This is a genomic window from Pseudomonas sp. GW821-FHT03C07, assembly GCF_059420925.1.
Genome location: NZ_JBWKUQ010000024.1, coordinates 43,037 through 55,680, shown reverse-complemented (window position 1 = coordinate 55,680; position 12,644 = coordinate 43,037). Strand labels below are relative to the sequence as shown.

The following is a 12,644-nucleotide window of genomic DNA, read 5'->3' as shown; positions in this document are numbered from 1 at the left end:
GCCTTGCCGGGCCCTGGGGCTTACCAGGGCGCCGAGGACACCAGTTGGCCGCTGAAAAAGCCCCAACTGATCAAGGCCAGGGTGATCACGGCAAGCCCGACCCGGACGGTCAGGGCATGGACCAGGCGCTTGGAGTGCGCGTCGTCCTTCACCAGGAAGAACAGGCCGCTGAACAGGCTGGCCAGCGTGGCCAACAGCATCAGGACAATCGCCGCTTTCAACATGGTGAGACTCCGGGGGAGATGCGTATGCAATTGAGTATAGCGAGTCGAATAGCGGTCGCCGGGGTGCGGCCATGAGGCGCTTCCAGCCCGGCATCGCGCCGACGCTGGTGGTGCTCGTGCTGCTGCCGTTGCTGGTCTGCCTGGGTTTCTGGCAGCTGAGTCGCAGCGAGCAGAAGCGCGTGCTGCTGGAAAACCATGCCCAGCGCCGTACTGCCGAGCCAGTGGCCGGCGACCAGCTGAAAGCCCTACCCGATCCGGCGTTCCGGCGGGTGCGGCTGAGCGGTCAGTTCGACACTGAGCACAGCTACCTGCTGGATAACCGCATGCGTGACGACCGGGTCGGCGTCGAGCTGTTGCAGCCGTTCCACGACGAGGCCAGCGGCCTGTGGTTGCTGGTCAACCGGGGCTGGTTGCCCTGGCCGGATCGGCGCACGCCGCCGCTGTTCAGCACCCCCACGCAACGGCTGGAGATCGGCGCCTGGGTGTATGTCTCGCCCGGCGCGACTTTCCAGTTGGGCGCCGACCCGGCCAATGCGAGCTGGCCACGGCTGGTGACTGTGATCGAGCCGGACAAGCTCTGGGCCGAACTGGGTCGTACAGGTTTCAACTACGAACTGCGCCAGGAGTCCGGGCCGGCGGCCTACGAGGCCGGCTGGCCGGTGGTCTCCGAAGGCATGGGGCCGGAAAAACATGTGGCCTATGCCGTGCAGTGGTTCGCCATGGCACTGGCGCTGTTCGGCCTTTATCTCTATCTCGGATGGCATAACGCAAGGGAGAAGCACCATGGGAGCGGCCATGAATCCTCTGAACACAGCTGAAACCCCGGGCCGGCCACAGCGCGCCCGTGGTCGTTGGCAACTGATCCTGATCCTGCTGGTGGTGATCGGCCCGATGATCCTCGCCACCGGGATGTACAAGTTGCAGTTCTGGGTACCGGAGAGCCGCAGCTATCACGGCGAGTTGATCGGCAACGGCGAAAGCCGCGTCGACTTGGGCGTGCAGACCGACGAGCAGCGTTGGCAGATGCTGGTGACGGCGCCAGGGGAGTGTGCCGCGGACTGCCAGCAACTGGTCTACCTGGCGCGGCAGATCCAGATCGCTCTTGGCCGCGATGCTTCCCGGGCCAGCCATGCCCTGGCGACGGCGCAACCCCTGGAGACGGGCTACGACGCCAAGCTCAAGCGCGAATACCCGCAGCTGCAGCGCTACCCGCTCGATCTTGCGGCCTATACTCGAGAGACCCAGGGCAATGGCGCGGCGCAACTGTGGATCGTCGATCCCCACGGCAACCTGGTGCTGCGCTACGACGCCGGGGTCAAGGGCAAGGATCTGCTAAACGACCTGGTGCAACTGCTGAAATTGTCGAATATCGGATGAGGGCATCGTCATGGCCAAACCTGGATTTCGCCTCGCGTTGTTCGCCACCCTGCTGGCGCTGATCGTCGTCCTGCTGGGGGCCTATACCCGCCTGACCCACGCCGGCCTGGGCTGCCCCGACTGGCCGGGTTGCTACGGCTTTATCAGCGTGCCCCAGGGCGAAGTCCAGCTGGCCCATGCCGAGCTGCATTTTCCCGAAACCCCGGTGGAGGCCCACAAGGGCTGGAACGAGATGGTCCATCGTTACTTCGCCGGGACCCTGGGGTTGCTGATTGTGTTGCTGGCCGCGCGCTCCTGGCATGAGCGCCGGCGTGACGGGCAACCGTTGAAGTTGCCGCTGTTCCTGCTCGGGGTGGTCTTCGCCCAGGCGGCCTTCGGCATGTGGACGGTGACCCTCAAGCTCTGGCCCCAGGTGGTCACGGCGCATCTGCTCGGCGGCTTTGCCACCTTGAGCCTGCTGTTCCTGCTGACCTTGCGCCTGTCCGGCGTGCTGCCGGCGCTGGCGGTGCCGCGGCGCTTACAGCGCTGGGCCACGGCCGGGCTGCTGCTGGTGATCCTGCAGATCGCCCTCGGCGGCTGGGTCAGTTCCAATTATGCGGCGGTGGCCTGTATCGACCTGCCAACCTGCCATGGCCAATGGTGGCCGAACGCGGATTTCGCCAACGGTTTTCACCTGACCCAGCATATCGGCCCCAACTACCTGGGCGGCCAGCTCGACAGTGATGCGCGCACGGCGATTCACCTGACCCACCGCATCGGCGCCCTGCTGGTGACCCTGGTGTTGCTGGGCCTGGCCTGGCAACTGCGGGCGGTGGGCATGACCCGGCTTGCCGGTTTGCTGCTGCTGGCGCTGGCGGCGCAGATCGGCCTGGGCCTGAGCAACGTCTACTTTCATCTGCCACTGCCGGTGGCCGTGGCGCACAATGCCGGTGGCGCGGCGTTGTTGCTGACGCTGGTGCTGATCAACTACCACGCGCGCACCGCGCTGGTCCGGGTGCGGGCGCAAGCGCGCTGGCGCCTGAGCCCGATCAAAGCGGTCCATGCACCCATCACGATCAAGGGAGAAATGCCGTGGCGACTGTAATCGGTGAGCGCCAGGGCCAGGCCCTGTGGCGCGACTACCTGGAGCTGACCAAACCCAAGGTGGTGGTGCTGATGCTGATCACCTCGCTGGTGGGCATGTTTCTCGCGACCCGCGCCGGGGTGCCCTGGACCGTGCTGGTGTTCGGCAACCTCGGCATCGGCCTGTGTGCCGGCGGCGCGGCGGTGGTCAACCATGTGGTGGATCGGCGCATCGATGCGCTGATGGCCCGCACCCACAAGCGGCCGTTGGCCCAGGGCCGGGTCTCGCCGACGGCGGCGCTGAGCTTTGCGCTGCTCCTCGCGGTGCTCGGACAGGCCTTGTTGCTGAGCTTCACCAACCCGCTGACGGCCTGGCTGACCCTGGCTTCGCTGCTCGGTTACGCGGTGATCTACACCGGTTTTCTCAAGCGTGCCACGCCGCAGAATATCGTGATCGGCGGTCTGGCCGGGGCGGCGCCGCCGTTGCTCGGCTGGGTCGCGGCCACCGGCCATGTCAGCGCCGAACCGCTGTTGCTGGTGCTGATCATCTTCGCCTGGACCCCGCCGCACTTCTGGGCCCTGGCCATCCATCGCAAGGAAGAGTACGCCAAGGCGGATATCCCGATGCTGCCGGTGACCCATGGCGAGCAGTACACCAAGGTGCATATCCTGCTTTACACCTTTGCCCTGCTGGCGGTCAGCCTGCTGCCGTTCGTGATCCATATGAGCGGCCTGCTCTACCTGGTCTGCGCCACGGCCTTGGGCGCGCGCTTCCTGCACTGGGCGTGGGTGTTGTACCGTGGCAGCCAGCCGCATGCGGCGATCAACACCTTCAAGTACTCTATCTACTACTTGTTCCTGCTGTTTATCGCGCTGCTTGTCGATCACTACCTATTGTTGAATCTATGACTCGAGTTCAGAAAACCGTTTTTATTCTTGTCGCCGTGGTGGCCCTGGTCCTGGGCCTGACGGTCAATAAAGTGATGAACAACCAGCGCCAGGGCGAGCCCACGGCGATGATCGATGCGGGGATTATCCTGCTGCCCCAGAGCCGTTCGCTGCCCGGGGTGAAGATGACTGACCAGAACGGCCAGCCGGTGCAGGTTGACGAGCTCAAGGGCAAGTGGAGCCTGCTGTTCTTCGGCTACACCTTCTGCCCGGACATCTGCCCGACCACCCTCGCCCAGCTGCGTCAGATCAAGAGCGAGTTGCCCAAGGACGTGGTTGGCCAGTTGCAGGTGATCCTGGTGAGTGTCGACCCGAACCGCGATACGCCGCAGCAGCTCAAGCAGTACCTGGGGTATTTCGATCCGGATTTCCGCGGGCTGACGGCGAGCTCGATCGATGATCTGCAGAAGGTTGCCAATGCGCTGAGCATTCCGTTTATTCCGGCGGATACCAGCAAGCCCAACTACACCGTCGACCATAGTGGCAACCTGGCGCTGGTCGGGCCGGATGGCACTCAGCGCGGTTTTATCCGCGCGCCGTTGAACAACCAGAAGCTGGTGGCGCAGTTGCCGGAGTTGCTCACGCGCAAATAACCCCGGCCTCGCCAGCATCGCCGAACCCTGTGGGAGCCGGCTTGCCGGCGATGGCGTCCTAGCAGGCGATGCAAGACTCACTGGCCTCATCGCCGGCAAGCCGGCTCCCACAGGGGGCCGTGCCGCGCCAACATATCGGGGTATAGCGCCGATCGTGAGGTTTACTTGGCGAACATCTGCCCGATATCCTTGAACGCTTTGAACTCCAGGGCATTGCCGCACGGGTCGAACAGGAACATGGTGGCCTGTTCGCCCACCTGGCCCTTGAAGCGCACATAGGGCTCGATCACGAACCGCGTGCCCTTCTCTTTCAGGCGTTCGGCCAGCGCTTCCCAGGTTTCCCATTCCAGCACCACGCCGAAATGCGGCACCGGCACGTCGTGGCCGTCCACCGGGTTGCTCAGCGCCTGTTCCTGAGCTGCGCTCTTGGCCTGATAGTGAATCACCAACTGGTGGCCGAAGAAGTCGAAGTCCACCCAGTGATCGCTGCTGCGTCCTTCCGGGCAGGCAAAGACATCGCCATAGAAATGTCGGGCCGCGGCGAGGTCATGGACCGGGATTGCCAGATGAAACGGTGAAAGCGCCATGTCGGATACCAGGCTGAGGGGATGAAGCTTTCAGTGTAGCGATGATTATTTTGCTGAAAAGCGCATATTCTTGCTCCCGAGCCCGACTATTTTTGCTAGGTGAGCCCGATGCTCCGTGAACTCAAGACCTTTATCCGCGTCGCCCGCGAAGGCACCTTTGTCGCCGCTGGCCAGCAGGTGGGACTGACCCAGTCGGCGGTCAGTGCGCAAATGCGCGTGCTGGAGCAGAACCTCGGTCTGCGCCTGTTCGACCGCAGTGGGCGGGCCGCCGTGCTGAATGCGGCGGGTCGCCATGCGTTGCCCCTGGCCGAGCAGATCCTCGTCCTCTACGGGCAGATGGCCCTGTCGACGACGGCCGCCGAGTGGCAGGGCGAGTTGCGCATCGGCGCTATTGCCACGGTGCAGACCGGCTTGTTACCCCAGGCCTTGCCGCGCTTTCGCCAGGCGGCGCCACGGGTCGAGTTGAAGCTGGTACCGGGCGTCTCGCTCAATTTGCTGAGCCAGGTGGATGCCGGTGAGCTGGACCTGGCGCTGTTGATCAAGCCGCCGTTCGAGTTGCCCAAGGAGCTGCTGGAGATTCCCCTGGCCAGCGAGGCCTTTGTACTGATCGCGCCGCTGCATTTGCCGGGCGATGACCCGCTGCAATTGCTCGCCGAGCAGCCGTTCGTGCGTTATGACCGGGCATCGTTTGGCGGACGCCTGGTCAGTCAGTTTCTGCGCGAGCAGCGGATACAGGTACGCGATGCGCTGGAGCTGGATGAGCTGGAAGCGATTGCGCGGATGGTCGAGTGCGGGCTGGGGGTGTCGCTGGTGCCCCGGGCGGGACTGTGGTTGCAGCGGGCGGATCAGTTGCGGGTGATTGAGCTGGGTGAGCTGACGTTTGAACGGCAGTTGATCGCGGTGTTGCGTCGCGCCCAGCGGCAGCCGGCGTTGGATTGCCTGCTGGAGTGCCTGGGCGGGTGCTGAGAGCTACCAGGGGGCCTGCGGGAGGCATGTGTGGATGTACTGTGGGAGCGGAGCTTGCCCGCGAAGAACGATAACGCGGTGTACCTGAAAAACCGCGTCGCTCTCTTCGCGGGCAAGCTCCGCTCCCACACAAGCTCCGCTCCCACACAAGTTCCGCTCTCAAGGAGATCGAGCCGACTTTAGAACGCCGGGACGATCGCGCCCTTGTACTTCTCGATGATGAAGGCTTTCACTTCAGGGCTGTGCAGTGCCGCGACCAGCTTCTGCATGGCGTCCGAATCCTTGTTGTCCGGACGGGCCACCAGGATGTTCACGTACGGCGAATCGCTACCTTCGATGATCAGCGCATCCTTGGACGGGTCCAGTTTGGCTTCCAGGGCGTAGTTGGTGTTGATCAGGGCCAGGTCGACCTGGGTCAGCACGCGCGGCAGGGTGGCGGCTTCCAGCTCGCGGATCTTCAGGTCCTTGGTGTTCTCGACGATGTCTTTCGGGGTCGACAGGATGTTAGTGGCATCCTTCAACTTGATCAGGCCGGCTTTCTGCAGCAGCAACAGGGCGCGACCGCCGTTGGTGGCGTCGTTCGGGATCACCACATTGGCGCCGCCCGGCAGGTCGGCGAGTTTCTTGTACTTGCTGGAGTAGGCGCCCAGCGGCTCCACGTGTACGCCGGTAACGCTGACCAAGTGGGTGCCCTTGGCCTTGTTGAACTCATCCAGGTACGGTTGGTGCTGGAAGAAGTTGGCGTCCAGGTGCTTCTCGGACACTTGCACGTTCGGTTGCACGTAGTCGGTGAAGACCTTGACCTTCAGGTCCACGCCTTCCTTGGCCAGCACCGGCTTGACGAACTCCAGGATTTCCGCGTGGGGAACTGGCGTGGCGGCGACGGTCAGGGTTTCCGCGGCGTGGGCCGAGAAGGCGGCAACGGCGGCAAAGGCAGCAATCAGTTTTTTCATCGAACGACTCCATGTGGGGGGCGCCGGTTCAGGCGCTTGCCGGCCTGGGGCCGGCTGATTCAGTTGTAAATGCGATATCTATTTGCGCGAGAAGTGCACCACCAGCCGGTCGCCGATGCTCTGCAGCACTTGCACCAGGACGATCAGCATGATCACCGTGACCACCATGACATCGGTCTGGAAACGCTGGTAACCATAGCGGATCGCCAGGTCGCCGAGACCGCCGGCGCCGACCACACCGGCCATGGCGGTATAGCTCACCAGGGTAATCGCGGTCACGGTAATCGCCGCGAGGATACCCGGACGGGCTTCCGGCAACAGCGCGTTGAGAATGATCTGGCGGGTGGTCGCGCCCATTGCCTGGGTGGCTTCGATAATGCCGCGGTCGACTTCGCGCAGCGCGGTTTCCACCAGTCGGGCGAAGAACGGCGCGGCGCCCACCACCAGCGGTGGGATGGCGCCGGCCACGCCCAGGGAGGTGCCGGTAAGAAGCACGGTGAACGGAATCATCACGATCAGCAGGATGATGAACGGCAGCGAGCGCACCACGTTCACCACGAAGGCCAGGACCGCGTAGGTGGCTTTCTGCTCCAGCAACTGGCGTGGGCTGCAGAGGAACAGCAGGATCCCCAGCGGCAGGCCCAGGAGGATGGTGAACACCAGCGAGGTGCCGAGCATCAGCAGGGTGTCGCCAGTGGCTTCCCAGATATCCGACCAGTCGATGTTGGCGAAGAAACTCAGAAACAGGTCCATCAGCGCAGTACCTCCATATGGACGTCGGCGGCGCTGAAGCGCGCGAAGGCGGCCTCCATGTCGCCGCCGGTGACAGCGAGCGTCAGTTGCCCATAGGGGGTGTCCTTGATGCGGTCGATGCGTCCGGCGAGGATGCTGTAGTCGACGCCGGTTTCACGGGCGACGGTGCCCAGCAGCGGCGCGTAGGTGGCGTCGCCCTGGAAGGTCAGACGGACGATACGGCCCGGCACGTGGGCGAAGTCGTCGCGCTGCTCGCTCTCGTCGATCTGTTCGTCTTCCTGGACGAAGCGGCGGGTGGTCGGGTGCTTGGGATGCAGGAACACATCCGCCACCGGCCCTTGCTCGACGATCACGCCGGCATCCATCACCCCGACCACATCGCAGACCCGGCGGATCACGTCCATTTCATGGGTGATCAGTACGATGGTCAGCTTCAGCTCGCGATTGATCTCGGCCAGCAGTTGCAGGACCGAGGCGGTGGTTTGCGGGTCGAGGGCGCTGGTGGCTTCGTCGCACAGCAGGATCTTCGGCTTGGTCGCCAGGGCGCGGGCGATGCCGACGCGCTGCTTTTGCCCGCCGGACAACTGGGCCGGGTATTTCTTCGCATGATCGGACAGGCCGACCCGCTGCAAGAGTTCGGCGACGCGCTGGTCGATCTCGCGCCGCGACAGCTCGCCGGCCAGGGTCAGCGGCAGCGCGACGTTGTCGGCCACGGTCTTGGAGGCCAGCAGGTTGAAGTGCTGGAAGATCATCCCGACCTGTTGGCGGAAACGCCGCAGGCCATTGGCATCGAGCGCCGTGACCTCTTCGTCGTCGACGACGATCTGGCCGCCGCTGGGGGCTTCCAGGCGATTGATCAGACGCAGCAGGGTGCTTTTTCCCGCGCCGGAATGGCCGATCAGGCCGAACACCTGGCCGTTCTCAACCCGCAGGTTGGTCGGGTGCAGGGCGGGAATATCCTTACCGGCGACCCGGTAGGTTTTATGGACGTTATGAAACTCGATCACGTAGCGAACCTTGTGGGGCGCAATGGAAAAAGGTCAGCGGTTAGCCGGGCGGGCATTTTAGCTTGTCTGTATAGAGGTTTTTAGCATTTGTTTTGCGTACAACCTTTCAATCGGAAATAAGCCGATCGACGGTCGGACACCCATCTGTGGAAACCAGCTTGCTGGCGATGACGTCCGCACGTTCGATGCAAGACGTGCTGGCCTCATCGCTGCGGTGCGGCGTCCCGACAAGCCAGCGCCTACGGAAGATCGCCGGGTTTACGGCTTGTGTGGGCTCAAGACCACCTGCGCCTTCACCTGCCGGTCGATCTGCTTGTCGATCTTCAGCTCGAAGCCCGCATCAAGCTTTTTCACCCGTTTTTCCAGCAAGGTTGCCAGCCACGGGTAATCCTCGGTGCGCGGCACCTGGAAGGTCACCGTGCACTGGTAATTCACCACGTCCGCCGCCAGCGCATCCATCTGCTTGCGCAGTTGTGCAACGTCCTGGATGTTCAGGGCAATCGTGCTGCTCTCGGCACTCGGATCGATCAAGCGTGCCGTTGGCTTGGTCTCGGCCGCCTTGAGCGCCGCCTCGGCCTTTTCCAGCTCGGCCTTGCGTGCCTGGGCGATCGTGCCGTTGACCCCGCCGGTCAGGGCCGGAGCCTTGGGCATCAGCGCCCGGGCGCGGCTCAGGGCCGTGGCGGCGGCGTTGACGTCGCCTTTTTGCAGCACGATCTGGCTGCGTTGCAGATAGGCTTCGGCCAGTTGCCGCTGGTAGGTCACCCACTGGGGATCGTCCGGCGACTGCGTCTGCAAGGCGCTCAGTTGGTCCTCGGCGGTGGTCAGTTCATTGCTGTTGATGCTCTGCTCCAGCGCGGCGATGGCCGCGACCCGGGCGTCGGGCACCGTGGTGTCCACCGGTGGGGTGCTCTGGCAAGCGCCCAGCAGCAGGGAAAATGCGACAAGGAGCAGATAACGGGAGGCGAACGGCTTCATTCCTGCGACTCTCTAATTGCGCAAAAAACGAGCAAGTCTACACCCCTCTGCGTGGCAGGACAAAACTCAGCAGAAACAGGCCGGCAGCCGTCACCACAATGGACGGCCCCGCCGGGGTGTCCTTGAACCAGGACAACGCCAGGCCACCGCACACCGCGAGCATGCCGAGCAGGCTGGCACCCAGGGCCATCTGCTCCGGCGAGCGGGCGTGCCGCTGGGCGGCGGCGGCCGGGATGATCAACAAGGAGGTGATCAACAGCACGCCGACAATTTTCATCGCCACCGCGATCACCACGGCAATCAGCAGCATCAGCGCCATGCGCAACGCTGCCACCGGCAGGCCTTCGACGGTGGCCAGTTCTTCGTGCACGGTGATCGCCAGCAGCGGCCGCCAGAGGCTGATCAGCAGCACCAGCACCGCCGCGCTGCCAGCGAGGATCCAGTAAAGGTCGGTGGTGCTGATGGCCAGCAGGTCGCCGAACAGATAACCCATCAGGTCGATCCGCACTTCATGCATGAAGCTTAGTACCACCAGGCCGAGGGACAAGGTGCTCGGCGCGAGAATCCCCAGCAGGGTGTCGGAGGCCAGGGGCTGGCGCTGTTGCAGGGTCACCAGCAGCACCGCCAGCAACAGGCAGCCGACGGTCACCGCCAGGGTCGGGCTGACATCCAGCAGAAAGCCCAGGGCCACGCCGAGCAGGGCCGCGTGGGACAAGGTGTCGCCGAAATAGGCCATGCGCCGCCAGACCACGAACGAGCCCAGCGGGCCCGCCACCAGCGCCAGGGCCAAGCCTGCCAGCAAGGCGTAGAGCAGAAAATCAGCCATGCTTGCAGCTTTCTCCGTGAACGTGGGTGTGGGCCGCCGGGGCCGTTTCGTTGACCACGGCGCCATGCAGGTCGTGGGCGTGGTCATGGTGGTGGTGATAGATCGCCAGGCTTTGGGCGTTCTGGCCGAACAGCTCGATGAAGGCCGGGTCGCCGCTGACCTGCTCGGGATGGCCGGAGCAGCAGACATGGCGATTGAGACAGACCACCTGGTCGGTGGTGCTCATCACCAGGTGCAGGTCGTGGGAGACCATCAGCACGCCGCAGCCGTGGCGGTCGCGCAGGCGGGTGATCAAGCTGTAGAGCTCGGCCTGGCCGGCGACATCGACACCTTGCACCGGCTCGTCGAGCACCAGCAGTTGCGGTTCGCGCAATAGCGCGCGGGCCAGCAGCACGCGCTGCATTTCGCCGCCGGAGATGCTTTGCACCGGGCTGTCGATCACCTGTTCGGCACCGACTTCGCCGAGGGCCGCCAGGGCCCGTGCGCGGTCGACGCCCGGCACCAGGCGCAGGAAGCGCAGCACCGACAGCGGCAAGGTCGGGTCGACATGGAGTTTCTGCGGCATATAGCCGATCCGCAGCTTCGGCTTGCGCCAGACGCTGCCGCGATCCGGCTTGAGCAGGCCGAGCACGGCGCGCACCAGGGTGGTCTTGCCGGCGCCATTGGGGCCGATCAGGGTGACGATCTGCCCGGGCTCGACGCTCAGGTGGATGTTGTCGAGCACCGGCTGCCCGGCAAAGGTCACGGCCACCTGTTCGAGGCGAATCAGCGCAGTGCTCATCAGGCCCCCTGGCAACCCGAGCAGAGCCCGATCACTTCGACGGTCTGGGCCTCGACGGCGAAGCCGACCTCCCGGGCACTGCCGACGATGGCGTCGCTGATGGACTTCTGTTCCAGCTCGATGGCGGCGTGGCACTCGCGGCAGATCAGGAACTGGCCCTGGTGGGCGTGTTCCGGGTGGTTGCAGCCGACAAAGGCGTTGAGCGAGGCGATGCGATGGACCAGGCCGTTGTCCAGCAGGAAGTCCAGGGCGCGGTAGACGGTCGGTGGCGCGGCGCGGCGGCCGTCCTGTTCGCTCAGCACGGCGAGGATGTCATAGGCGCCCAGCGGCTTGTGGCTCTGCCAGACCAGCTCGAGCACCCGCCGCCGCAGGGCGGTCAGACGCAGGCCCTGGCGTGCGCACAGGGCATCGGCGTCGGACAGCGCGCTGTGCACGCAGTGAGAGTGATCATGGGGACGGCTGGCGAGAGGGGTTATAGGCATGAGCGGCGACGGCGTTTGTGAGAGACGTTATTATGTTACCTGTTCCTGCCACCTTGAGTGTTCATCGTGCCCCGTCTTTTTGCCTTTTTTGTCACTATCAGTGCCAGTTTGTTGGTGATGTCCCCGGTTCAGGCGCAAGTCAGCGTCCTGACCAGCATCAAGCCCCTGCAGTTGATTGCCGCCGCCGTGCAGGAGGGTGTCGATACCCCCGAGGTGTTGTTGCCGCCGGGTGCTTCGCCGCACAACTATGCGTTGCGGCCTTCCGATGTACGCAAGGTGCAGTCGGTGGACCTGCTCTACTGGATCGGCCCGGACATGGAAAGCTTCCTGCCCCGGGTGCTCAAGGGCCGCAGCCTGGCAACCGTGGCGGTGCAGGACCTGCCGGAGATGAAACTCCGTCGGTTCGCCGAAGATAGCCACTCGCATGCCGAAGATGCTGACGAACATGATCACGATCATCGTCCGGGCACGTTGGATGCGCACCTGTGGCTGTCGACGGTGAATGCCAGGGTGATTGCCGCGCGCATGGCCGCGGACCTGAGTGCGGTCGATCCGGCCAACGCGCAGCGTTATCAGAGCAATGTGAAGGCCTTCGATGCCCGGCTCGATGCCCTGGATGCCCGGTTGAAGGCGCGTCTGGCGGGGGTGGCGGGCAAGCCGTATTTTGTCTTCCATGAGGCCTTCGACTACTTCGAGGATGCCTATGGGCTCAAGCACGCCGGCGTGTTCAGCGTGGCCGCCGAAGTGCAGCCGGGCGCCCAGCATGTGGCGGCGATGCGCACGCGCTTGCAGGAAGTGGGCAAGACCTGTGTGTTCAGCGAACCGCCATTGCGTCCGCGGTTGGCGGAAACCCTGGTGAGCGGGCTGCCGGTGAAGCTGGCTGAGCTGGATGCGTTGGGCAGCTACACGCCGGCGGCGGCCCATGGGTATGAGCAGGTGCTGGAGAAGCTGGGTAATGACCTGGCGGGGTGCCTGGAAAGCCTCTAAGGAACATGGCCCCTGTTCCTGCGGGGCAATGCGGTTCACTTGAGGTTGAACACCTACCCTGTGGGAGCGGTGCTTGCCCGCGAAGAGGCCCGTGAGACCGCTAAAAGCTTCGCGGGCAAGCAC

The 12,644-nt window shown here is 64.3% G+C and carries 16 protein-coding genes; 7 read left to right on the top strand and 9 right to left on the bottom strand.

Going from position 1 to position 12,644, the window contains the following annotated elements:
- Window positions 1-20 precede the first annotated feature (20 nt).
- The gene (locus tag AC07VG_RS29775; protein ID WP_495004599.1) at window positions 21-224 is read right to left on the bottom strand and encodes a twin transmembrane helix small protein; all 204 of its coding nucleotides are present in this window, start codon (window positions 222-224) and stop codon (window positions 21-23) included.
- 71 nt (window positions 225-295) lie between these two features.
- Here AC07VG_RS29775 and AC07VG_RS29770 point away from each other — a divergent pair, with 71 nt between their 5' ends.
- Genes AC07VG_RS29770 through AC07VG_RS29750 form a run of 5 tightly spaced genes read left to right on the top strand, consistent with a single transcriptional unit; the run spans window position 296 to window position 4,204 of the window.
- Window positions 296-1,042 (top strand): SURF1 family protein, encoded by a 747-nt coding sequence (locus tag AC07VG_RS29770; protein ID WP_495004600.1) that lies wholly within the window; start codon window positions 296-298, stop codon window positions 1,040-1,042.
- Window positions 1,008-1,601, top strand: a complete 594-nt coding sequence (locus AC07VG_RS29765; RefSeq protein WP_495004601.1) for a PA_0111/PP_0108 family redox-active disulfide protein — start codon at window positions 1,008-1,010, stop codon at window positions 1,599-1,601. Before AC07VG_RS29770 ends, AC07VG_RS29765 begins: the two co-directional genes overlap by 35 nt.
- Before the next feature lie 10 nt (window positions 1,602-1,611).
- Window positions 1,612-2,685, top strand: a complete 1,074-nt coding sequence (locus AC07VG_RS29760; protein ID WP_495004602.1) for a COX15/CtaA family protein — start codon at window positions 1,612-1,614, stop codon at window positions 2,683-2,685.
- Window positions 2,673-3,572 carry a heme o synthase gene (gene cyoE / locus AC07VG_RS29755; protein ID WP_495004603.1) on the top strand — a complete coding sequence of 300 codons (900 nt, stop codon included), beginning with the start codon at window positions 2,673-2,675 and terminating at the stop codon, window positions 3,570-3,572. The genes AC07VG_RS29760 and cyoE overlap by 13 nt, the downstream gene beginning before the upstream one ends.
- Window positions 3,569-4,204: an SCO family protein gene (locus tag AC07VG_RS29750; RefSeq protein WP_495004604.1), complete on the top strand. Its 636-nt coding sequence runs from the start codon at window positions 3,569-3,571 to the stop codon at window positions 4,202-4,204. Before cyoE ends, AC07VG_RS29750 begins: the two co-directional genes overlap by 4 nt.
- 161 nt (window positions 4,205-4,365) lie before the next feature.
- On the opposite strand, the gene AC07VG_RS29745 is transcribed toward AC07VG_RS29750, so the two are convergent.
- A complete protein-coding gene (locus AC07VG_RS29745; protein ID WP_495004605.1) occupies window positions 4,366-4,791 on the bottom strand; it encodes a VOC family protein in 426 nt (141 codons plus the stop codon).
- A gap of 108 nt (window positions 4,792-4,899) precedes the next feature.
- On the opposite strand from AC07VG_RS29745, the gene AC07VG_RS29740 reads away from it, so the two are divergent.
- Entirely contained in the window at window positions 4,900-5,757 is an 858-nt protein-coding gene (locus tag AC07VG_RS29740; protein WP_495004606.1) for a LysR family transcriptional regulator, read from the top strand.
- Window positions 5,758-5,936: 179 nt separating this feature from the next.
- Here the strand turns inward: AC07VG_RS29740 and AC07VG_RS29735 are convergent, their stop codons facing one another.
- The 7 genes from AC07VG_RS29735 to zur all read right to left on the bottom strand — a co-directional run bounded on the left by AC07VG_RS29735 (window position 5,937) and on the right by zur (window position 11,534).
- The gene (locus AC07VG_RS29735) at window positions 5,937-6,710 is read right to left on the bottom strand and encodes a MetQ/NlpA family ABC transporter substrate-binding protein (protein ID WP_495004607.1); all 774 of its coding nucleotides are present in this window, start codon (window positions 6,708-6,710) and stop codon (window positions 5,937-5,939) included.
- Window positions 6,711-6,788: 78 nt separating this feature from the next.
- Window positions 6,789-7,463, bottom strand: a complete 675-nt coding sequence (locus AC07VG_RS29730) for a methionine ABC transporter permease (protein ID WP_495004608.1) — start codon at window positions 7,461-7,463, stop codon at window positions 6,789-6,791.
- The gene (locus AC07VG_RS29725; RefSeq protein ID WP_495004609.1) at window positions 7,463-8,470 is read right to left on the bottom strand and encodes a methionine ABC transporter ATP-binding protein; all 1,008 of its coding nucleotides are present in this window, start codon (window positions 8,468-8,470) and stop codon (window positions 7,463-7,465) included. Before AC07VG_RS29725 ends, AC07VG_RS29730 begins: the two co-directional genes overlap by 1 nt.
- A 258-nt stretch (window positions 8,471-8,728) precedes the next feature.
- Window positions 8,729-9,445 (bottom strand): PA5502 family lipoprotein, encoded by a 717-nt coding sequence (locus AC07VG_RS29720; RefSeq protein ID WP_495004610.1) that lies wholly within the window; start codon window positions 9,443-9,445, stop codon window positions 8,729-8,731.
- A gap of 37 nt (window positions 9,446-9,482) precedes the next feature.
- Window positions 9,483-10,271, bottom strand: a complete 789-nt coding sequence (znuB, locus tag AC07VG_RS29715) for a zinc ABC transporter permease subunit ZnuB (RefSeq protein WP_495004611.1) — start codon at window positions 10,269-10,271, stop codon at window positions 9,483-9,485.
- Window positions 10,264-11,052 carry a zinc ABC transporter ATP-binding protein ZnuC gene (znuC, locus tag AC07VG_RS29710; RefSeq protein ID WP_495004612.1) on the bottom strand — a complete coding sequence of 263 codons (789 nt, stop codon included), beginning with the start codon at window positions 11,050-11,052 and terminating at the stop codon, window positions 10,264-10,266. Before znuC ends, znuB begins: the two co-directional genes overlap by 8 nt.
- Window positions 11,052-11,534, bottom strand: a complete 483-nt coding sequence (gene zur / locus AC07VG_RS29705) for a zinc uptake transcriptional repressor Zur (protein ID WP_495022361.1) — start codon at window positions 11,532-11,534, stop codon at window positions 11,052-11,054. Before zur ends, znuC begins: the two co-directional genes overlap by 1 nt.
- A gap of 66 nt (window positions 11,535-11,600) precedes the next feature.
- On the opposite strand from zur, the gene AC07VG_RS29700 reads away from it, so the two are divergent.
- On the top strand, window positions 11,601-12,521 hold the full coding sequence (locus tag AC07VG_RS29700) for a zinc ABC transporter substrate-binding protein (protein ID WP_495022360.1): 921 nt from the start codon (window positions 11,601-11,603) through the stop codon (window positions 12,519-12,521).
- Window positions 12,522-12,644: the final 123 nt, after the last annotated feature.

Coding starts and splice junctions, on each gene's coding strand:
- AC07VG_RS29770 (WP_495004600.1), top strand. CDS start 296: ATGAGGCGCTTCCAGCCCGGCATCGCGCCGACGCTGGTGGTGCTCGTG.
- znuB (WP_495004611.1), bottom strand. CDS start 10,271: ATGGCTGATTTTCTGCTCTACGCCTTGCTGGCAGGCTTGGCCCTGGCG.
- AC07VG_RS29765 (WP_495004601.1), top strand. CDS start 1,008: ATGGGAGCGGCCATGAATCCTCTGAACACAGCTGAAACCCCGGGCCGG.
- znuC (WP_495004612.1), bottom strand. CDS start 11,052: ATGAGCACTGCGCTGATTCGCCTCGAACAGGTGGCCGTGACCTTTGCC.
- AC07VG_RS29760 (WP_495004602.1), top strand. CDS start 1,612: ATGGCCAAACCTGGATTTCGCCTCGCGTTGTTCGCCACCCTGCTGGCG.
- AC07VG_RS29740 (WP_495004606.1), top strand. CDS start 4,900: ATGCTCCGTGAACTCAAGACCTTTATCCGCGTCGCCCGCGAAGGCACC.
- AC07VG_RS29735 (WP_495004607.1), bottom strand. CDS start 6,710: ATGAAAAAACTGATTGCTGCCTTTGCCGCCGTTGCCGCCTTCTCGGCC.
- AC07VG_RS29750 (WP_495004604.1), top strand. CDS start 3,569: ATGACTCGAGTTCAGAAAACCGTTTTTATTCTTGTCGCCGTGGTGGCC.
- AC07VG_RS29720 (WP_495004610.1), bottom strand. CDS start 9,445: ATGAAGCCGTTCGCCTCCCGTTATCTGCTCCTTGTCGCATTTTCCCTG.
- AC07VG_RS29745 (WP_495004605.1), bottom strand. CDS start 4,791: ATGGCGCTTTCACCGTTTCATCTGGCAATCCCGGTCCATGACCTCGCC.
- AC07VG_RS29775 (WP_495004599.1), bottom strand. CDS start 224: ATGTTGAAAGCGGCGATTGTCCTGATGCTGTTGGCCACGCTGGCCAGC.
- AC07VG_RS29730 (WP_495004608.1), bottom strand. CDS start 7,463: ATGGACCTGTTTCTGAGTTTCTTCGCCAACATCGACTGGTCGGATATC.
- zur (WP_495022361.1), bottom strand. CDS start 11,534: ATGCCTATAACCCCTCTCGCCAGCCGTCCCCATGATCACTCTCACTGC.